We start from the raw sequence: 18,545 nt of genomic DNA on the forward strand, positions 1-18,545 counted from the left end.
ACTGAACAAAAACCGCTGTCAGTTGGTATAAGCGGATAATGTGGGAATAAATCAAGGAGGAGTTATGCCTCGAACTGTTAATCCATCGGACTTCCACAACAAACGAAAGGAAGTGCCAGACAACGAATACGCCAGAACCATACCGTGCAATACGGTCAATCTTTCTGCACCTTTTCATTGGCTCGCATTAGGTCTGCATGATTTCGTGCGAATGCCGCTTATTAGTGCTTTCTATGGCATCTGTTTTATGGCTGCTGCGATAGGCATTGTTTTGCTCGTACAGTGGCAAGGCACACACTTAGTCGTCATGCCCAGTTTGATTGTTTACATGTTAATCGGTCCGTTTCTCGCGCTGGGCTTGTATGATGCCAGTTGGGAGAGAGAGCGCGGACACAAAGCAAGCTTGTTCCATTCAATGAAAGCGATCGGTCGTAACTCAACATCTCAATGGGCGTTCGCCGTGTTACTCGCAGTGTGTATGATATTTTGGATGCGCATTGCCGCTCTACTTCATGCACTCTACCCTTCTGTTCAAGGGGCACCTTTAAGTGAGTTCCTACCCTTCCTTGTCATCGGCTCTTTAGTTGGCTTTGTTTTGGCTTGTGTGGTGTTTAGCATTTCAGCCTTTTCTATTCCTCTCATGATGGAGCGTCGTGTAGACATGATGACCGCTGTATTTACCAGCTTTAATGCAGTGAAATCCAACATTCCAGCAATGATTGTTTGGGCAGCGATCATCTGTGGCGGTATTCTTATCGGCTTTGCGACCTACGGGATCGGAATGTTGTTTACCATGCCAATTCTAGGCTACGGTACATGGCACGCTTACCATGCCACCATCAAGAAAAAACACACACCATAATTAACTGATGCTATGATCTGGCCCTCGCAAATGCGGGGGCTTTTTTATTTAATTTATCGAGGTGAATTGTGGATATAGAACTCAGCTATAAAGCCAAGCAAGTGATGGCGGGCTGTATCGCGATGGCGGAACAAGCTTTCAAACGTTCTTTCCCGATTCCAACAATCACCTTCGACGTCCGTGGGAAAGCGGCAGGAAAAGCCTACCTTCAATTAAATCAAGTACGCCTAAACCCTGTTTTATTTCGCGAAAACACCCAAGCATTCTTAGATGAAGTCATTCCTCATGAAGTAGCACACCTGATTACTTATCAGGTTTACGGGCGAGTAAGGCCTCACGGTAAAGAATGGAAAGGCGTCATGGAAGCCGTATTTAACGTACCAGCCAAAACCACTCACAGCTTTGAAGTAAAATCCGTTCAAGGTAAAACCTTTGAGTATCGTTGTGGTTGTATGACCTACCCTCTATCGATTCGCCGTCATAATAAAGTGCTGCGCAAAGAGGCGACGTACTCTTGTCAAAAATGTCGCCAACCACTTAACTTCACCGGCATTCAATTATCGTAGCCCTTACCTCATAGTGTTACTTGCGTTCCCAAAATAAAAATCGAGTTGATCAAAACCTTCCCTTCGCCACTTATTGTTAACTTACTCATCACTAAAGCTATTTTATGAGTGTTATCATGAATAAAGTCATACTTTATAAAGACTTTTATCATGAAATACTTACTCTCTCTGTTGCTTATCGCGCTTTCTAGCACTGCGATTGCCGCGCCACCGAGCTCATTCTCTGCTGCCAAACGTGAGGCGGTCAAAATTTATCAAGACCATCCAACAAGCTTCTACTGTGGCTGTAACATTCAATGGCAAGGCAAGAAAGGCTTACCCGATTTAGCCTCTTGCGGCTACCAAGTCCGTAAACAAGAAAAACGGGCTGCACGAATCGAATGGGAGCACGTTGTTCCTGCGTGGCAATTTGGCCACCAGCGTCAATGCTGGCAAGATGGCGGACGTAAAAACTGTAAGAAAAAAGACGAAACTTTTCGTTTGATGGAAGCAGACTTGCACAACCTAACTCCTGCTATTGGTGAAGTAAACGGTGACCGTTCGAACTACAACTTCAGCCAATGGAACGGTATGGATGGCGTAAGTTATGGTCGCTGTGAGATGCAAGTGAACTTTAAGCAGCGTAAAGTCATGCCACCAGACCGTGCGCGTGGCTCAATTGCTCGCACCTATCTATACATGAGCAAAGAGTACGGTTTCAAACTGTCGAAGCAGCAAACGCAATTAATGAGTGCTTGGAACAAAACCTATCCTGTCGATAAATGGGAATGTGAGCGTGACGAGCGCATTGCAAAAGTACAGGGCAATCACAACCCATTTGTTCAAGAAGCCTGCCGCGCACTGTAACCTCCGACCTCGAAGCGTTTCAATTACTGATATTGAAACGCTTCTTGCCCCTTGTTTTTTCGGTGCAAAGCATCCATGTTAGGGTTTAAGTTTATTCTCTTGCTGGAAATCTCATGCGTACCCCTCGAATTTATCATCCAGAAACCATTCATCAACTTGGCTCACTTGCTTTAAGTGACGACGCAGCAGGCCATATCGGTCGTGTTTTGCGCATGAAAGAAGGCCAAGACGTTCTCCTTTTTGACGGCAGTGGCGCAGAGTTCCCAGCGGTTATCAGTGACGTCAGCAAGAAATCAGTTTTGGTTAACATCACCGAGCGCTTAGAAAACAATATTGAATCCCCTCTAGATCTGCACCTTGGTCAAGTCATTTCACGTGGCGATAAGATGGAGTTCACCATCCAAAAGTCTGTTGAACTTGGCGTCAATACCATCACTCCTCTGATTTCTGAACGTTGTGGCGTCAAGCTTGACCAAAAGCGTTTTGAGAAAAAACTCGCGCAATGGCAGAAAATCGCCATCAGTGCCTGTGAGCAATGTGGGCGTAATGTCGTGCCCGAAATTCGTCCAATTATGAGCTTGGAAGAGTGGTGTAAAGAAGAGTACGATGGTTTAAAGCTTAACCTTCACCCTCGTGCTAAATACTCAATCAACACTTTGCCAACCCCGGTTGAAAAAGTGCGCCTACTGATCGGTCCTGAAGGCGGTTTATCGTCTGAAGAAATCGAGATGACTCGAGAATACCAATTTGAAGAAACGCTACTCGGCCCTCGCGTTCTGCGTACCGAAACAGCGGCTCTGACAGCAATTACAGCCTTACAAGTTCGTTTCGGCGATCTTGGTTAAACGGAGAAAAATAATGATCAAACTCGGTATCGTAATGGACCCAATCTCGTCCATTAACATCAAAAAAGACTCTAGCTTTGCCATGATGCTTGAAGCGCAACGACGCGGCTATGAAATCCACTACATGGAAATGAATGATCTGCATCTCGATCAAGGCGTTGCCATTGCAGATACTAAAGTGGTAGAACTAAAAGAAGATCCAAACGGTTGGTACGAGTTCAAATCAGAGCAAACTATCAAACTGTCTGAGCTAGACGCGGTGCTAATGCGTAAAGATCCTCCGTTTGATACTGAATACATCTACGCGACTTACATCCTTGAGCGTGCAGAAGAACAAGGTGCACTGATCGTTAACAAGCCTCAAAGCTTACGTGATTGTAACGAAAAGCTGTTTACAGCATGGTTCCCAGAGCTGACACCTACAACGATCGTGACGCGAAAAGCAGAGAAAATTAAAGAATTTCGTGAAAAACATGGTGATGTCATCCTGAAACCGCTTGATGGTATGGGTGGCGCGTCCATCTTCCGTGTAAAAGAAAACGATCCAAACGTCTCTGTAATCATCGAGACATTGACTAACCACGGTCAAAACTACGCAATGGCACAAACCTTCGTGCCAGACATCAGCAACGGTGACAAACGTATCCTAGTGGTAGATGGCGAACCTATGCCTTACTGTCTAGCACGCATTCCTGCTAAAGGCGAAACGCGCGGCAACCTAGCCGCTGGTGGTACTGGTGAAGCTCGTCCGCTAAGCGAAACCGACCTCAAAATTGCGCAAACCGTTGCCCCGACACTGAAAGAAAAAGGCCTTATCTTTGTTGGCCTTGACGTAATTGGCGACAAGCTAACAGAAATCAACGTCACCAGCCCAACCTGTATTCGCGAAATTGAAGCAGCTTTTGATATCTCAATCACAGGCAAGCTGATGGATGCGATTGAGCGTCGAGTAAAAGGCGAATAACTCAAACTGTATTACAGTTAATAGAGAGCGTAGTACATTAACTTAAGCAAACTCATGCACATACCTAGATGATAAACTGTATGATGTTTGCTTAAGGGCATTTACGAGAGTTAAGGGTCAGTATGAGTATGAATCTCACAAATCACTTTTTGGTTGCCATGCCTGGGATGAAAGATCCGTACTTTCAAAACAGCGTGATCTACGTTTGTGAGCACAACGAAGACGGCGCTATGGGGCTGATGATCAATGCTCCTGTTGATATCACCGTCGGCAACATGCTCAAGCAGGTGGAAGTTCAGCCAGTACACCCGCGCCTATTTGAAGCCAGTCTAGATAGACCAGTTTACAATGGCGGCCCAATCTCGGAAGATCGTGGCTTTATTTTGCATAAACCCAAAGATTACTACGAGTCCAGCGTCCAAATGACCGATGACCTCGCGGTAACCACTTCGCGTGATATTCTGTCGGTGTTAGGAACAGAAGCAGAACCAAGTGATTACTTAGTGGCACTTGGCTACTCCGGTTGGAGTGCAGGCCAATTAGAAAGTGAGCTGGTCGAAAACTCTTGGCTCACCATTGAAGCGACGCCTGAAATTATCTTTAATACACCAATCAACGAGCGTTGGAAGAAAGCGGTCGAAAAGCTGGGCATCGACCCAAGTCACCTTTCAGCAGACTCTGGACATGCTTAGTCCAAATATACAGTTACATTAGATAGAGACACCTTATGTCACGCACAATTATGGCTTTTGACTTTGGAACCAAAAGCATTGGTAGCGCTATTGGCCAAGAAATTACTGGTACAGCTTCCCCATTAAAAGCCTTTAAAGCCAATGACGGTATTCCAAACTGGGACGATATCGAAAAGCAAATCAAAGAGTGGCAACCAGATTTGCTAGTGGTCGGTTTACCGACCGATCTGCATGGTAAAGACCTTGAGACCATAACCCCTCGTGCACGAAAATTTGCTAAGCGTCTGCAAGGCCGATACGGATTGCCAGTTGAACTGCATGATGAGCGTTTATCTACAGCAGAAGCTCGTGCGGAGTTGTTCAGCATGGGCGGCTACAAAGCCCTATCGAAAGGTAATGTTGACTGCCAGTCAGCAGTGGTGATTCTAGAAAGCTGGTTTGAAGCCCTTTGGGGTGAGTAAACACTTCAAGCACAATGAAAAAAGGTTGGCTCCTGCCAACCTTTTTTGTTTCTGGATTGGATTAATCCATATCGATCTTAACGTTCGCCAAACTGCCCGTAGAGAATGCTTCACCACGCTGCGTTTTCAACATCAAGCGCAGATCATTCGCCGAGTCGGCACTATGTAGTGCATCCTCTTCGCTGATCTTACCTTGCATCACTAACTTATAAAGAGATTGATCGAACGTCAGCATACCAAACTCATTTGAGCGAGCCATGGTTGACTTCAACTCATGTAAATCTCCGCGACGAATCAAATCCGACACACGTGGGCTATTTAGCAAGATCTCAAATACACCATGACGTCCCTGCCCATTTTTATCTCGGATCAGCTGCTGACCAACCACGCCTTTTAGGTTCATCGACAAATCGAACAAGAATTGTTCTTTTTGATCTTTCGGTACCAAGTGAAGAATGCGCTCTAAAGCTTGGTTTGCATTGTTGGCGTGCAACGTTGCCATACACAGGTGACCCGTTTCGGCGAAGGTCATCGCGTATTCCATTGTTTCACGGCTACGGATCTCACCAATCAAAATCATATCTGGTGCTTGGCGCAGCGAGTTTTTAAGCGCAACTTCATAGCTTTCCGTATCTAACCCAACTTCGCGTTGAGTCACGATACAGCGCTTGTGTTCATGCACGAATTCGATCGGATCTTCGACCGTCAAAATGTGCCCGGTTTTATTGCTGTTTCGATAGCCTGTCATCGCCGCCATGGTGGTCGATTTACCCGATCCAGTAGCACCGACCACCAGCACCAAACCACGCTTAGCTATCGCCAAATCTTGCAACACTAACGGTAACTTTAACTGCTCAAAAGTAGGAATATTGGTTTCAATACGACGAATCACTGCGCCTGGTAACTCGCGTTGAAAAAAGGCACTCACACGGAAGCGACCACAATCTCTCACAATGGCAAAATTCGACTCGCGACTTTTACGAAATTCCTGACGCCGATCTGGTTCCATAGCGCTGTCGAGTAATGCAGCCACATCGCTCTCGGTAAGTTTTTCCCCTTGCGGACGCAATTCGCCATCCACACGAAATAGAATTGGCGCTCCAACCGTGATGTAAAGATCCGACGCTTTCAGCGCCAGCATGCCTTCGAGAAATTTATCTAGATCCATCTTCCGTATTCACCATTATCTGTATGAACGTTACGAGAATTGCTGCACTTCTAATCCGATCTTACTATCGACCTCTTCACGAGCAACCATGCCTTGCGCCATTAACTGACGAGCATTTTGCTCCATGGTTTGCATGCCGTGAGCCGCACCTGTTTGAATGATCGAATACATCTGCGCGACTTTGTCTTCGCGGATCAAGTTGCGAATCGCAGGCGTTGCCATCATAATTTCATGGCATGCAATACGGCCACCACCATTACGCTTCAGAAGCTTTTGCGCGATAACCGAACGAAGGGACTCAGATAGCATCGAGCGAACCATATCTTTATCACTACCAGGAAACACATCGATAATACGGTCAATGGTTTTTGCCGCCGAGCTGGTGTGCAACGTCCCGAAAACTAAGTGACCCGTTTCTGCCGCCGTTAAGGCAAGGCTGATGGTTTCTTTGTCACGCATCTCACCAACCAGAATAACGTCTGGGTCTTCGCGCAATGCGCTGCGCAGTGCGTTTTGGAAACTATGGGTGTCACGGTGAACTTCACGCTGGTTAATCAAACATTTATTGTTGTTGTGAACAAATTCAATCGGATCTTCAATTGTGAGTACGTGCTTGTTGTGATTACGGTTAATGTAGTCAACAATGGCTGCTAAGGTCGTCGATTTACCTGAACCTGTTGGGCCAGTGACCAGAACTAAGCCTTTTTCAGCGTTCGCAATTTTTTTGAAGATCTCTGGCGCTTCTAGCTCTTCCAGAGTTGGAATGCTACTTGGAATGGTACGGAATACTGCCGCACAACCGCGAGATTGGTTGAAAGCGTTGACACGGAAACGGCCAACGTTATGCAACTCAAAAGAGAAATCGACTTCGAGTTTTTCTTCGAACTCACTGCGCTGGGCATCGTTCATGATTTCGAAAACCAAACGATGCACTTCTTGGTGTGTAAACGCTGGAATGCCTAGTTTTCTTACATCCCCATCAATACGAACCATTGGTGGGACACCTGCAGAAAGATGTAGATCCGAGGCATTATGTTTTACACTAAAATCCAGTAACTCAGTGATATCCATTTAAAATCCTTAAGTCTAAAGTACAGCTATGAGTAGTATTCAACAAAATATTGAACATATCACCTCTCAAATTCGATATGACGAGCAAAAATGTGGTCGAACTCCAGAGTCAGTGCAACTTCTAGCGGTAAGCAAAACTAAACCTGTCGAGGCAATTCTCGAAGCCTACCAAGCGGGACAAACCGCCTTTGGTGAAAACTACGTTCAAGAGGGCGTCAGTAAAGTTCAGCACTTTGCCGAGCATTATCCAGATAATCGAATCGAATGGCACTTCATTGGCCCGATTCAATCGAATAAATCGCGACTTGTTGCTGAACATTTCGATTGGGTTCACACCATCGATCGAACCAAGATTGCTCAACGCCTGAATGATCAGCGGCCAAGCGAACTTAAACCGCTACAAGTTCTGATTCAGGTTAACACCAGTGGTGAGGTATCTAAATCTGGCGTCACTGAAGCGGAAGTATTCGAGCTGGCGGAGTTGATTTCTCGCCTACCCAACCTCACTTTAAGAGGGTTGATGTCGATTCCTGCCAACGTGTCTGACTACGAATCACAACTCCGTGAATTTCAGAAGTTGGCTACGTTGAAGCAAACACTCGAAGCACAGTTCCCAGAAATCGATACATTATCAATGGGAATGAGTGGTGATATGACCGCTGCAATCGAAGCTGGTAGTACAATGGTTCGTATTGGAACCGCTATTTTCGGCGCACGAGACTACAGCTAAATCAACAAAACGCTCACTCGCGACATAAGTTATGTCGTCAATCGTTAGAGCGTAAATGCGCAATCATCTTACTCGCCAATAGGAGCAGTAAGTAACAGCGGCGCCATTATACACCTGGGCGCACAACAAATTCTAAATATCATGATGGAAATCAGACAAATGGAACATAAAAAAATCGCCTTCATTGGTGCTGGCAACATGGTGAGAGCCATTGTTTCAGGCTTGGTTGCTAACGGATACCCAGCGCAAAACATTACCGCGACAGCTCCTTCAGAGGCTCGCCGCCTTCTGCTAGAACAAGATTTTGGCATCCGTACCACCAGCGATAACATCCAAGCTGCGACCGAGGCGGATGTGGTGGTATTGTCTGTAAAACCGCAAATGATGGCTGATGTCTGTAAACCACTGCAATCGATCGATTTCACTAATAAACTGGTGATTTCTATTGCCGCAGGCATCAACTGTTCACGATTGGATGATATGCTAGCCACCAAATTGAACTTGGTTCGTGTTATGCCAAATACGCCATCACAACTTGGGTTGGGTATGAGTGGGTTGTTCGCACCAACTCATGTAACCGAGCACGACAAAGCTTTTGCCGCAGAGTTAATGGAAGCGGTCGGTAAAGTATGTTGGGTTGAGCAAGAGTCTGGCATCAATAATGTGATTGCCGCAGCGGGCAGTGCTCCAGCATACTTCTTCCTGTTTATGGAAGCGATGCAAGCAGAAGCGATTGCGCAAGGCTTTGATAAAGAGATCGCTCGACTATTGGTTCAGCAAGCGGCACTGGGCGCGGCCAGTATGGTGGTTAGCAACCCAGAAACTGAGCTATCGACCCTGCGTGAGAACGTAACTTCGAAAGGTGGGACAACGGCAGAAGCACTGCGTACATTCAACGAACATCAACTTTCAGATATTGTCGCTAAAGCCATGCAAGCTGCTGTGGCTCGCGCGGAAGAAATGGAAAAACTGTTTTAATTATTTGGATGAACTCCGTTTAGTATCATCCATCACTTGTTAAGGGTACCTTATGAATTCAATGAGTTTTCTCATCTCAACCCTATTTGACCTGTACATCATGGTCGTAATTTTGCGAATTTGGTTGCAAGCTGCGCGCGCAGACTTCTACAACCCATTCTCGCAATTTATAGTAAAAGCGACTCAGCCGGTCATTGGTCCATTGCGCCGCGTTATCCCTTCCGTGGGGAATATTGACCTAGCAACCGTGTTGTTTGCCTACGTGTTGTGTGTGCTTAAATTTGTCGTGCTTATCCTAATAGCTTCGAACGGTTCCGTCTCTTTCAGCGCTGACTTCTTATTCTTGGGCTTATTATCATTAATCAAAGCCGCAGGTGGCCTATTGTTCTGGGTACTATTGATCCGTGCAATTTTGAGCTGGGTAAGCCAAGGCCGCAGCCCTATCGAGTACGTATTCCATCAACTGACCGAGCCAATGTGCGCTCCAATCCGTCGTATTCTTCCGGCTATTGGTGGTCTTGATTTAAGCGTACTGGTGTTATTTATCGGCTTGCAGTTCGCGAACTTCTTAATGGGCGATATCATTGGTCCAATTTGGTTCCAGCTATAATGTCAGCTGCAGTTTGGCAAGATGGTGAGGACATCATCCTGAAGCTCTATATTCAACCTAAAGCTAGCCGCGATAAAATCGTTGGCTTGCATGGTGAAGAGCTAAAAATCGCCATTACTGCTCCACCTGTCGATGGCAAAGCTAATGCACACCTAACTAAGTTCTTAGCCAAGCAGTTTAAAATCGCTAAGGGCTTGGTTCACATAGAAAAAGGTGAATTAGGACGGCACAAACAAATTCGGATAGAATCGCCTACCCAGATACCGACAGAAATTAAAGCCATCATATGATGGCTTTTTATTTACGATTTTGTACCACACTTACTAATACCAACGACTGAGTACGCATTTTTTACCCCCTGACCAAGGTAAAATTGCAGCTATGGTTGTTTTATAACAAGTGCTTTGAGGAAGTAACAATGAGCAAATGGATTACCGCATTACTGATTAGCCTGTTGTCGTTACCAAGCTTCGCCGATCAGTTTAAAAATATGAAAGATATCGAAGTCCACTATGTCGCGTTTAACTCAACATTCCTAACACCCAAAGTCGCACGTAGCTACGATATCAAACGTAATGGATACCTCGCTGTGGTTAATATTAGCGTGTTAGATAGAGCTTCATTGGGTAAGCCAGCATTAGAAGCAAAAATTGCTGGACGCGCGAAGAACCTTATCGGCCAAACTCAGACCTTGACCTTTCGTGAAGTCAAAGAAGGCAATGCGATATACTATTTAGCCGAACTGCCAATTACCCACGAAGAAACTTTTACTTTCGATATTGACGTAAAAGCTGGAAACAAAGGCTCAGGTAAGCTTAAATTCACCCAGAAGTTTTATGTTGAAGAGTAATTGGGTTGTGATGTTCCAAAAGCTTTTGGATCTAAGCAGGCTAAAAACCACTTATTAGTTAAAGAATATCTAGAGGAGAACGATTTGTTCTCCTCTATCACTATTAAAAGAGATTCCCATGAAAAAAATTGTGCTAGCAACTGGTAACCAAGGCAAAGTTCGTGAAATGGCAGATTTGTTGTCTGACTTCGGCTTTGAAGTATTAGCGCAAAGTGAATTCAATGTATCGGAAGTAGCTGAAACGGGTACAACTTTCATTGAAAACGCAATCATTAAAGCTCGCCATGCCGCACAAGAAACAGGGCTTCCTGCCATTGCAGACGACTCTGGATTAGAAGTCGATTTCTTAAAAGGCGCTCCGGGCATTTACTCTGCACGTTACGCGGGTGAAAAAGCCTCTGACCAAGAGAACCTAGAGAAGCTACTTAAAGCAATGGAAGGCGTACCAGAAGCAGATCGCACCGCTCGCTTCCACTGCGTATTGGTTTTGATGCGTCACGAGAACGATCCAACCCCTATCGTTTGTCACGGTAAATGGGAAGGTCGCATTCTAACTGAAGCACACGGTGAAAATGGCTTTGGCTACGACCCAGTCTTCTTCGTTCCTGAAGACAACTGCGCGTCTGCCGAACTTGAGCCAGCACGTAAGAAGCAACTGTCTCACCGCGGTAAAGCACTCAAGTCGTTGTTTGCTCAACTGTCTGAGCAAGTGTCTCAGTAATCGCGAGCGAATTAGACCATGTTAACGCCCCCAGCACTGAGCTTGTATGTACACATCCCGTGGTGTGTACAAAAGTGCCCTTATTGCGACTTTAACTCTCACGCTCTTAAAGCCGAGATCCCAGAAGAAGAGTACATCAATGCCCTTCTTGAAGACTTGGATACCGACATTGAGAAATACCGCCTTAACGAAGCGCCACGTTCACTGCATTCAATCTTCATTGGTGGTGGTACGCCGAGTTTGATTTCGGCAGAAGGTATCGAGCGTCTACTTAAGGGCATTGAAGCGCGTATTCCGTTCAAGCCTGAAATCGAAATTACCATGGAAGCGAACCCAGGCACCATCGAAGCAGAGCGTTTTGTTGGCTACCGTAAAGCCGGGGTAACGCGTATCTCTATCGGCGTGCAAAGCTTTGAGCAGCAGAAGCTTGAGCGTTTGGGGCGCATTCACGGCCAAGACGAAGCCGTCAATGCTGCTAAGCTGGCGCACCAAATCGGTTTGAACAGCTTTAACCTCGATCTCATGCACGGCTTACCTGATCAAAGCATCGAACAAGCCTTGGCAGATTTGGACAAAGCGATTGAGTTGGCACCGCCGCACTTGTCTTGGTATCAGCTGACCATCGAACCAAACACCATGTTTTACTACAAGCCACCAACGCTACCTGACGATGATGACTTGTGGGATATTTTCGAGCTCGGACACCAAAAACTTGCAGCTGCGGGTTATGTGCAGTATGAAATCTCCGGTTACAGTAAGCCGGGCTATCAGTGTCAGCACAACCTCAACTACTGGCGCTTTGGTGATTACCTTGGTATCGGTTGTGGCTCTCATGGCAAACTCAGTTTTACCGACGGACGTATTATTCGAACGACAAAGGTAAAACACCCGCGAGGCTATTTAGCGGCTTATCAAAATATGGTCAAACCTTATCTGCATACAGAACATGTCGTCGTGGATGAAGATCGTCCATTCGAGTTCTTTATGAACCGATTCCGCTTAATCGAAGCCTGTCCGAAGCAAGATTATGTAGACACCACGGGCTTACCGCTCAGTACGATTCAAGAAACCATCAACTGGGCGATAGAAATGGGCTACCTGAGTGAAACGCCTACCCACTGGCAAATTACTGAAAAAGGGAAGCTCTTCCTTAATGATTTGCTCGAAGCCTTTATGGCCGAAGAAAGCGAAGAGTAACGCAACCCCAAAACAAAAAAAGCCTCTCAATTGAGAGGCTTTTTATTTAGAAACTGTGTGCCGTCCTAAATAAGGTTGACACATTTCCAACATTAGAAAATTGAACGGCCAATTCGCTCTGAGAGCAGCTCAAGCGCCTTAGTACCAGCAAGCGAGTTACCTGAAGGATCAAGCTCTGGAGACCATACTGAAATGGTCATTTCACCAGGTACTACCGCAATAATGCCACCACCAACACCAGACTTACCAGGCATACCAACGCGATAAGCAAACTCGCCCGCGCCATCATACAAGCCACACGTTGCTAACAGTGCATTAAGTTGTTTGGTTTGCACAGGAGAAACTACAGGCTTACCCGTTTGTACCGATGTGCCCTTGTTTGCTAAATAGCTAAACGTTTTAGCCAAATCAACGCAACTCATCTTCAGCGCACAAGCGTGGAAGTAGTTTTGTAGTACTGGAATCACTTCATTTTCGAAGTTGCCAAACGAACGCATGAGATATGCAATCGCCGCATTACGATCACCATGCATCATTTCGGATGCCGCAACGACTTTGTCATACACAATATGGGTATCACCAGAAAGCTGACGCACAAATTCCAACAGGCGCTGACGAGGTGCAGATAAGCGAGTTTGTAACAAATCTGCCACTACTATCGCTCCAGCATTTATAAATGGATTACGAGGAATACCTTGCTCCATTTCTAGCTGAATTAGCGAATTAAATGCCTGCCCCGAAGGCTCTTTTCCCACTCGAGACCAAATTTCTTCTTGCTTGTACAAGCACATCGCTAACGTCAAGCTCAATGCTTTTGAAATAGATTGGATAGAGAAAGGTTCATCGGCATCACCCGCCTTAATAACCTCACCTTCGTTGGTGTATACCGCAATACCTAACTTGTTGCTGGGTACTTTTGCCAGAGCAGGAATGTAATCAGCCACTTTACCTTGGCCGATTAAAGGGCGTACTTCCGCCAAAATATCTGTCAAAATTTCCACTGTCGGTTTCATTCTCTACCTTCTATTTACAAGAGAACTCGTTGAGCTCAGAGGTAAAAAAAGCCAACGTGTCGTTGGCTTTTCCATAGGGTTCGTTCGACTCAAGTCGATTATGGTTTTACTGCCACAATAATATTGCGGTTGATAGATTGATCAACACGGTGAAGATAACCGATGTAAGGCTCTTCTGAAAGTACCTTCCAACCTTGCTCTTCAAATAATGCCGCGACATCTTTCCATTTCAATGTGAATTCATTGAAAGACAACACCACTGAACCTTGTTTTTTCAATACCACTTTCCATGCAGGCAGAGCCTCTTTTAAAAGCTCTAGTGGACTGCGGTTCAGTTTGCTGTCCTTGGCATTTTTGCTGCCGTGCTGCACGCCATAAGGCAAGTCAGACACCATCACATCAACTGAGTTCTTTTTCACGACTTGATCAGCGATACGAGTATCAGCCGAATACAGCTTCATAAACTGAAGATTGCCTTGGTTGTAATCTTCTTTATTTGCTGCAGCTTCAACCACGAAACCATCCGCCACTTTCTTGCCACCCGCAGTGCGCTTTTCTTTGCTCACTTTGTGCTTAAAGCGGCCATTCTTCATGAACTTAACAATAAAGGTTTGGATCTCTTGCACCCACTTGGCGTTGATCTCAACCCCTACCACGTTCAAACCGTGGATCAAGCCTTCAAATAAGGTTGTACCTTTACCACACATTGGATCCATTAAGGTCAGTTGTTCACTTCCCGTATTGGACGCACTAATGCCGATATTCACCATCAAACGGGTAAACTGCTCATTTGTTTTCCCGGTGTAGCGCAAAATCTGGCTCATGCTTTCCGGGAAAGTGTTAAATACGGGCGCTTGAACTGGTCGAAGTAAACCATCTTCGCGCACTTCAAATAGCGCATAGTAAATCGAAGAGGCTGCGATTCTTCGCGCCTGCTCATCGGTTAGCGCTTCCTGACAAGAAAACACCAACGCAGCAGGTAAGCCAACGTCTTTACTACCAATTTCTGTCACATCCACGCCTTGTGAAGCTAAAATTGCTTTTAGCTCAGAACAGGCAATGGTCATTGCGCTATCAAAGTAAATTCGGTTATGACCCGGATTCGCTAATATCGCGTAATGGTACATCCCATGAACTCCTCTGGTTACGCAATACGCTTATATTTGATATCCCAAACACCGTGACCAAGACGGTGACCACGAGCTTCAAACTTCGTTAGCGGGCGATCGTCTGGACGAGGAACGAAATCACCATCTTTAGCAATGTTTTCGAAACCTGGCGCTTGGTTCATCACTTCAATCATGTGCTCTGCGTAGTTTTCCCAGTCGGTCGCCATGTGGAAAATACCTTCATTAGGGATAAGCTTCTCACGCACCATTTCCGCAAAACCTAATTGAACAATACGACGCTTGTGGTGACGCTTCTTATGCCAAGGGTCTGGGAAGAACAATTGCAGTGTCGATAAGCTGCCATTTGGGATCATGTGTTCGAATACTTCTACCGCATCGTGACACATTACACGCAGGTTAGTAATTCCCGCTTCGCGAGCATCGGCAAGACAAGCACCAACGCCTGGGCTATGAACTTCGATACCGATGAAGTTTTTCTCTGGCGCGTTCTTTGCCATTTCAACCAATGAAGCACCCATACCAAAACCGATCTCAAGCACTACTGGGTTATCGTTGCCAAACACTTCTTTCCAATCGAGAAGTTCAGCTTTGAAGTCAATACCCATCGTAGGCCAGCATTCATTCATCGCGCTCTCTTGACCTTTAGTCAAACGCCCTTCACGGCGTACAAAGCTGCGGATTTTGCGGATCAGCTTTCCGTCTTCGTTGTATTCGTTAGTGGTTACTTCACTCATTGATTTTGCCTGCACATTGATTAATCAAAGCGGGGATTATCCAAAGAATTTACTTAGGTGCAAGTATTTGTTGAGCTCTTGGTCTATGGCAACCCAAAAGCAACGACACACCTCTTTATATCCCTACTGTTTATCCGTTGTACTTCTTGCCCATTATGTGGTGCAATTTTGCACCTAACCAATAATAGAATACAGAGCAAGTCGTGACACCTTTCGCCAGTGCCATCCTAGAATGGTATGACGCATATGGAAGAAAAGATCTTCCGTGGCAACAAAATAAGACCGCATACAGTGTCTGGTTGTCTGAAATTATGCTTCAGCAAACTCAGGTCACTACGGTTATTCCGTATTACCAACGTTTCTTGGAGCGCTTTCCAACCGTGATCGATCTTGCCAATGCTGAGCAAGATGAAGTCCTACACCTTTGGACTGGCTTAGGGTACTACGCCCGAGCCCGTAACCTTCACAAAGCAGCACAAGAGGTCGCCTCTACATACAATGGTGAGTTTCCTCTTGATATAGAGAAAATGAACGCCCTACCGGGGATTGGTCGCTCTACCGCTGCCGCCATTTTATCGTCTGTGTATAAACAACCACACGCGATTCTTGATGGTAACGTGAAGCGCACCCTATCCCGCTGTTTCGCAGTTGCAGGATGGCCAGGACAAAAAAAGGTTGAAAACCAGCTGTGGGAAATTGCCGAAACGCACACCCCACAAACGGATGTAGATAAGTATAACCAGGCAATGATGGACATGGGCGCAATGGTCTGCACACGCAGCAAACCCAAATGTAGCCTCTGCCCTGTTGCTGACCTGTGTGTGGCAAAGCAACAAGGTAATGTGCTCGACTACCCGGGCAAAAAACCGAAGAAAGATAAGCCAATCAAGCAAACTCGTTTCGTGATGCTTCACCACAACACCGAAAATTGTCATGAGGTGTGGTTGGAGCAAAGACCACAAACAGGCATTTGGGGTGGCTTATTCTGCTTCCCACAAACCGAACATGTGGATGCAGAAAGCGACATTGAATTGCTACTGGATCAACGCGGCATTCAAGCCAGCAATATCAAACAGAAGCAAACACTGATTACCTTTCGTCATACATTCAGCCATTACCACCTAGATATCACGCCAATTTTGATTGATTTATCAAAGCAACCGGACGTGATAATGGAAGGCAACAAAGGTCTTTGGTATAACTTATCTAAACCTGAAGAAGTCGGTTTAGCCGCGCCAGTAAAACTATTGCTGGAAACGCTACCCCACGAACTTCGTTAATTGAATACAAGGAGTCATTATGAGCCGCACTGTATTTTGTGCTCGACTAAAGAAAGAAGGCGAAGGTCTAGACTTTCAACTTTACCCTGGTGAACTAGGTAAACGCATTTTCGACAACATCTCGAAAGAAGCGTGGGCTCAGTGGCAACACAAACAAACCATGTTGATCAACGAGAAGAAACTCAACATGATGGATCCAGAACACCGCAAACTGATCGAAACAGAAATGGTAAATTTCCTCTTTGAAGGAAAAGACGTTCATATCGAAGGTTACACACCGCCGAGCGAATAAAGTCGCTTGAGTTAAACAATGACATCACAACCATTTGTGGTGTCATTTTTCTATTACCTTCAATAACTCTGATACTTATGAAAAAAATTGTCTTTATTGCTGCCGCACTTTTAATGGCAGGCTGTAGCCGTGAATTCGTCGAAAAGATTTATGACGTCAACTACGAGCCAACAAACCGTTTTGCCAATAACTTAGCTGAGCTACCAGGACAATTTGAAAAAGATACTGCGGCGCTAGATGCCTTAATCAATAGCTTTTCAGGCAATATTCAAAAGCGCTGGGGTAAAAAAGAAATCAAGTACGCAGGCAAGAGTAATTACGTTAAGTACATCGATAACTACCTTAGCCGCGCCGAGGTCGACTTTCGCAAAGGCGTGATCACGATAGAGACCGTATCACCGACAGAGCCCCAAAAACACCTAAAAGACGCGATTGTCACCACCTTATTAACACCAGACGATCCCGCTCACGTCGACTTATTCTCCTCTAAAGGTATCACGTTAGAGGGGCAACCATTCCTGTATAAACAAGTTGTCGACCAAGACAATAAGCCAATTCAATGGTCTTGGCGGGCAAACCGATTTGCGGAATACCTCATCGCAAATAAAATAAAAACCAAAAATGTAGATTTCAAGAAAGCGTATTACGTCGAAATTCCCATGGTTGAAGACCACTTTTCAACTCGCAGCTACCAATACGCCGATATCGTGCGTCGAGCTTCCAAGAAATACGACATTCCAGAAGACTTGATATACGCCATTATTAAAACCGAGAGCAGTTTCAACCCATACGCGGTAAGTTGGGCAAATGCATATGGCCTAATGCAAGTTGTACCTAAAACAGCGGGACGAGATGTGTTCAAACTCGTGAAAAAGCGCTCGGGCCAACCAAGCCCTGAATATTTGTTTAATCCAGAAAACAACATAGATACTGGTACTGCGTATTTCTATATCTTAAAAAATCGTTATTTAAGAGAAGTCCGCCACCCTACCTCTCTCGAGTACAGCATGATTTCAGCTTACAATGGCGGTACTGGAGGAGTTTTAAACACATTTCATCGCAGTGATCGCAAACGCGCAATGCAAGATCTTAATTCATTGCAACCCAACCAAGTTTATTGGGCGTTAACCAAGAAACACCCGAACGCAGAAGCGCGTCGCTACCTAGAAAAAGTTACAAATTTCAAAAAGGAATTTAACTCGAAGCAAACTTTGTAGTGACAGTTGAATAAAAAGCGTTCGAACAACCACTTTTTTGAAATTATTTAAAAAAAGTGGTTGACGCAACGCGGGAAAATCCGTTTAATAGCGCTCCGTTGCCCGGATAGCTCAGTCGGTAGAGCAGAGGATTGAAAATCCTCGTGTCGGTGGTTCGATTCCGCCTCCGGGCACCACAATTTGATTTGTTGGTGTCTTAACGAAATGTTATAACACGGACAAAAGCACAAAGAATAAAGTGTGCCGACTTAGCTCAGTAGGTAGAGCAACTGACTTGTAATCAGTAGGTCACCAGTTCGATTCCGGTAGTCGGCACCA

General features: G+C 45.5%; 22 protein-coding genes and 2 tRNA genes. 19 read left to right on the forward strand and 5 right to left on the reverse strand.

Annotated elements, in window-relative coordinates; all coding sequences use genetic code 11:
* Positions 1-64: 64 nt before the first annotated feature.
* The 7 genes from R7E47_RS20885 to ruvX all read left to right on the forward strand — a co-directional run bounded on the left by R7E47_RS20885 (position 65) and on the right by ruvX (position 5,236).
* The gene (locus R7E47_RS20885) at positions 65-862 is read left to right on the forward strand and encodes a DUF2189 domain-containing protein (protein ID WP_005381026.1); all 798 of its coding nucleotides are present in this window, start codon (positions 65-67) and stop codon (positions 860-862) included.
* Between the two features lie 68 nt (positions 863-930).
* Complete coding sequence (locus R7E47_RS20890) at positions 931-1,428, forward strand: SprT family zinc-dependent metalloprotease (RefSeq protein WP_005381025.1); 498 nt, start codon at positions 931-933, stop codon at positions 1,426-1,428.
* 150 nt (positions 1,429-1,578) lie between these two features.
* A complete protein-coding gene (endA, locus tag R7E47_RS20895) occupies positions 1,579-2,274 on the forward strand; it encodes a deoxyribonuclease I (RefSeq protein WP_005381023.1) in 696 nt (231 codons plus the stop codon).
* A 113-nt stretch (positions 2,275-2,387) separates the two neighbouring features.
* Positions 2,388-3,119, forward strand: a complete 732-nt coding sequence (gene rsmE / locus R7E47_RS20900; protein WP_005381022.1) for a 16S rRNA (uracil(1498)-N(3))-methyltransferase — start codon at positions 2,388-2,390, stop codon at positions 3,117-3,119.
* Between the two features lie 13 nt (positions 3,120-3,132).
* Positions 3,133-4,083, forward strand: coding sequence for a glutathione synthase (gene gshB, locus R7E47_RS20905; protein WP_017635580.1), 951 nt, complete (start codon positions 3,133-3,135; stop codon positions 4,081-4,083).
* Between the two features lie 128 nt (positions 4,084-4,211).
* A complete protein-coding gene (locus R7E47_RS20910; RefSeq protein WP_005381020.1) occupies positions 4,212-4,775 on the forward strand; it encodes a YqgE/AlgH family protein in 564 nt (187 codons plus the stop codon).
* A 35-nt stretch (positions 4,776-4,810) separates the two neighbouring features.
* On the forward strand, positions 4,811-5,236 hold the full coding sequence (gene ruvX, locus R7E47_RS20915) for a Holliday junction resolvase RuvX (protein WP_005381017.1): 426 nt from the start codon (positions 4,811-4,813) through the stop codon (positions 5,234-5,236).
* A 61-nt stretch (positions 5,237-5,297) separates the two neighbouring features.
* Here ruvX and R7E47_RS20920 read toward each other — a convergent pair whose 3' ends face one another.
* Together R7E47_RS20920 and R7E47_RS20925 are read right to left on the reverse strand one after the other, a co-directional pair.
* Positions 5,298-6,404, reverse strand: a complete 1,107-nt coding sequence (locus tag R7E47_RS20920) for a PilT/PilU family type 4a pilus ATPase (RefSeq protein WP_005381016.1) — start codon at positions 6,402-6,404, stop codon at positions 5,298-5,300.
* A 30-nt stretch (positions 6,405-6,434) separates the two neighbouring features.
* Positions 6,435-7,475, reverse strand: a complete 1,041-nt coding sequence (locus R7E47_RS20925; protein WP_005381015.1) for a type IV pilus twitching motility protein PilT — start codon at positions 7,473-7,475, stop codon at positions 6,435-6,437.
* A 28-nt stretch (positions 7,476-7,503) separates the two neighbouring features.
* Between R7E47_RS20925 and R7E47_RS20930 the strand changes: the two genes are divergently transcribed.
* The 7 genes from R7E47_RS20930 (at position 7,504) to hemW (ending at position 12,561) form a co-directional block, all read left to right on the forward strand.
* On the forward strand, positions 7,504-8,205 hold the full coding sequence (locus tag R7E47_RS20930; protein ID WP_042521292.1) for a YggS family pyridoxal phosphate-dependent enzyme: 702 nt from the start codon (positions 7,504-7,506) through the stop codon (positions 8,203-8,205).
* Between the two features lie 159 nt (positions 8,206-8,364).
* Positions 8,365-9,183 (forward strand): pyrroline-5-carboxylate reductase, encoded by an 819-nt coding sequence (gene proC, locus R7E47_RS20935; RefSeq protein WP_213961260.1) that lies wholly within the window; start codon positions 8,365-8,367, stop codon positions 9,181-9,183.
* A 52-nt stretch (positions 9,184-9,235) separates the two neighbouring features.
* Positions 9,236-9,793, forward strand: coding sequence for a YggT family protein (locus R7E47_RS20940; protein WP_005381012.1), 558 nt, complete (start codon positions 9,236-9,238; stop codon positions 9,791-9,793).
* Complete coding sequence (gene yggU / locus R7E47_RS20945) at positions 9,793-10,083, forward strand: DUF167 family protein YggU (RefSeq protein WP_005381011.1); 291 nt, start codon at positions 9,793-9,795, stop codon at positions 10,081-10,083. The genes R7E47_RS20940 and yggU overlap by 1 nt, the downstream gene beginning before the upstream one ends.
* Before the next feature lie 128 nt (positions 10,084-10,211).
* Positions 10,212-10,643 (forward strand): DUF4426 domain-containing protein, encoded by a 432-nt coding sequence (locus R7E47_RS20950; RefSeq protein WP_005381010.1) that lies wholly within the window; start codon positions 10,212-10,214, stop codon positions 10,641-10,643.
* Between the two features lie 118 nt (positions 10,644-10,761).
* A complete protein-coding gene (locus R7E47_RS20955; protein WP_158174166.1) occupies positions 10,762-11,364 on the forward strand; it encodes an XTP/dITP diphosphatase in 603 nt (200 codons plus the stop codon).
* 18 nt (positions 11,365-11,382) lie between these two features.
* A complete protein-coding gene (hemW, locus tag R7E47_RS20960) occupies positions 11,383-12,561 on the forward strand; it encodes a radical SAM family heme chaperone HemW (RefSeq protein ID WP_158174167.1) in 1,179 nt (392 codons plus the stop codon).
* Positions 12,562-12,653: 92 nt separating this feature from the next.
* Here hemW and glsB read toward each other — a convergent pair whose 3' ends face one another.
* The 3 genes from glsB to trmB all read right to left on the reverse strand — a co-directional run bounded on the left by glsB (position 12,654) and on the right by trmB (position 15,438).
* A complete protein-coding gene (glsB, locus tag R7E47_RS20965) occupies positions 12,654-13,574 on the reverse strand; it encodes a glutaminase B (protein ID WP_005381007.1) in 921 nt (306 codons plus the stop codon).
* A 98-nt stretch (positions 13,575-13,672) separates the two neighbouring features.
* Positions 13,673-14,701, reverse strand: a complete 1,029-nt coding sequence (locus R7E47_RS20970; RefSeq protein WP_005384509.1) for a TRM11 family SAM-dependent methyltransferase — start codon at positions 14,699-14,701, stop codon at positions 13,673-13,675.
* Positions 14,702-14,718: 17 nt separating this feature from the next.
* A complete protein-coding gene (gene trmB, locus R7E47_RS20975) occupies positions 14,719-15,438 on the reverse strand; it encodes a tRNA (guanosine(46)-N7)-methyltransferase TrmB (RefSeq protein WP_005384506.1) in 720 nt (239 codons plus the stop codon).
* 203 nt (positions 15,439-15,641) lie between these two features.
* Here trmB and mutY point away from each other — a divergent pair, with 203 nt between their 5' ends.
* The 5 genes from mutY (at position 15,642) to R7E47_RS21000 (ending at position 18,545) form a co-directional block, all read left to right on the forward strand.
* Entirely contained in the window at positions 15,642-16,718 is a 1,077-nt protein-coding gene (mutY, locus tag R7E47_RS20980) for an A/G-specific adenine glycosylase (protein ID WP_318085043.1), read from the forward strand.
* Positions 16,719-16,737: 19 nt separating this feature from the next.
* Positions 16,738-17,010, forward strand: coding sequence for an oxidative damage protection protein (locus R7E47_RS20985; protein ID WP_005381002.1), 273 nt, complete (start codon positions 16,738-16,740; stop codon positions 17,008-17,010).
* Positions 17,011-17,087: 77 nt separating this feature from the next.
* A complete protein-coding gene (gene mltC / locus R7E47_RS20990; RefSeq protein ID WP_005381001.1) occupies positions 17,088-18,227 on the forward strand; it encodes a membrane-bound lytic murein transglycosylase MltC in 1,140 nt (379 codons plus the stop codon).
* A gap of 100 nt (positions 18,228-18,327) precedes the next feature.
* Positions 18,328-18,403, forward strand: a tRNA-Phe gene (locus R7E47_RS20995).
* Positions 18,404-18,469: 66 nt separating this feature from the next.
* Positions 18,470-18,545, forward strand: a tRNA-Thr gene (locus tag R7E47_RS21000).

Origin of the sequence: Vibrio sp. Vb1026 (genome assembly GCF_033338745.1) — a bacterium.
GTDB classification, from domain to species: Bacteria; Pseudomonadota; Gammaproteobacteria; order Enterobacterales; family Vibrionaceae; genus Vibrio; species Vibrio alginolyticus.

Coding starts and splice junctions, on each gene's coding strand:
- R7E47_RS20970 (WP_005384509.1), bottom strand. CDS start 14,701: ATGTACCATTACGCGATATTAGCGAATCCGGGTCATAACCGAATTTAC.
- endA (WP_005381023.1), top strand. CDS start 1,579: ATGAAATACTTACTCTCTCTGTTGCTTATCGCGCTTTCTAGCACTGCG.
- glsB (WP_005381007.1), bottom strand. CDS start 13,574: ATGAAACCGACAGTGGAAATTTTGACAGATATTTTGGCGGAAGTACGC.
- ruvX (WP_005381017.1), top strand. CDS start 4,811: ATGTCACGCACAATTATGGCTTTTGACTTTGGAACCAAAAGCATTGGT.
- R7E47_RS20910 (WP_005381020.1), top strand. CDS start 4,212: ATGAATCTCACAAATCACTTTTTGGTTGCCATGCCTGGGATGAAAGAT.
- R7E47_RS20920 (WP_005381016.1), bottom strand. CDS start 6,404: ATGGATCTAGATAAATTTCTCGAAGGCATGCTGGCGCTGAAAGCGTCG.
- yggU (WP_005381011.1), top strand. CDS start 9,793: ATGTCAGCTGCAGTTTGGCAAGATGGTGAGGACATCATCCTGAAGCTC.
- R7E47_RS20955 (WP_158174166.1), top strand. CDS start 10,762: ATGAAAAAAATTGTGCTAGCAACTGGTAACCAAGGCAAAGTTCGTGAA.
- trmB (WP_005384506.1), bottom strand. CDS start 15,438: ATGAGTGAAGTAACCACTAACGAATACAACGAAGACGGAAAGCTGATC.
- gshB (WP_017635580.1), top strand. CDS start 3,133: ATGATCAAACTCGGTATCGTAATGGACCCAATCTCGTCCATTAACATC.
- R7E47_RS20885 (WP_005381026.1), top strand. CDS start 65: ATGCCTCGAACTGTTAATCCATCGGACTTCCACAACAAACGAAAGGAA.
- R7E47_RS20950 (WP_005381010.1), top strand. CDS start 10,212: ATGAGCAAATGGATTACCGCATTACTGATTAGCCTGTTGTCGTTACCA.
- rsmE (WP_005381022.1), top strand. CDS start 2,388: ATGCGTACCCCTCGAATTTATCATCCAGAAACCATTCATCAACTTGGC.
- hemW (WP_158174167.1), top strand. CDS start 11,383: ATGTTAACGCCCCCAGCACTGAGCTTGTATGTACACATCCCGTGGTGT.
- R7E47_RS20925 (WP_005381015.1), bottom strand. CDS start 7,475: ATGGATATCACTGAGTTACTGGATTTTAGTGTAAAACATAATGCCTCG.
- R7E47_RS20930 (WP_042521292.1), top strand. CDS start 7,504: ATGAGTAGTATTCAACAAAATATTGAACATATCACCTCTCAAATTCGA.
- proC (WP_213961260.1), top strand. CDS start 8,365: ATGGAACATAAAAAAATCGCCTTCATTGGTGCTGGCAACATGGTGAGA.
- mltC (WP_005381001.1), top strand. CDS start 17,088: ATGAAAAAAATTGTCTTTATTGCTGCCGCACTTTTAATGGCAGGCTGT.
- R7E47_RS20940 (WP_005381012.1), top strand. CDS start 9,236: ATGAATTCAATGAGTTTTCTCATCTCAACCCTATTTGACCTGTACATC.
- R7E47_RS20985 (WP_005381002.1), top strand. CDS start 16,738: ATGAGCCGCACTGTATTTTGTGCTCGACTAAAGAAAGAAGGCGAAGGT.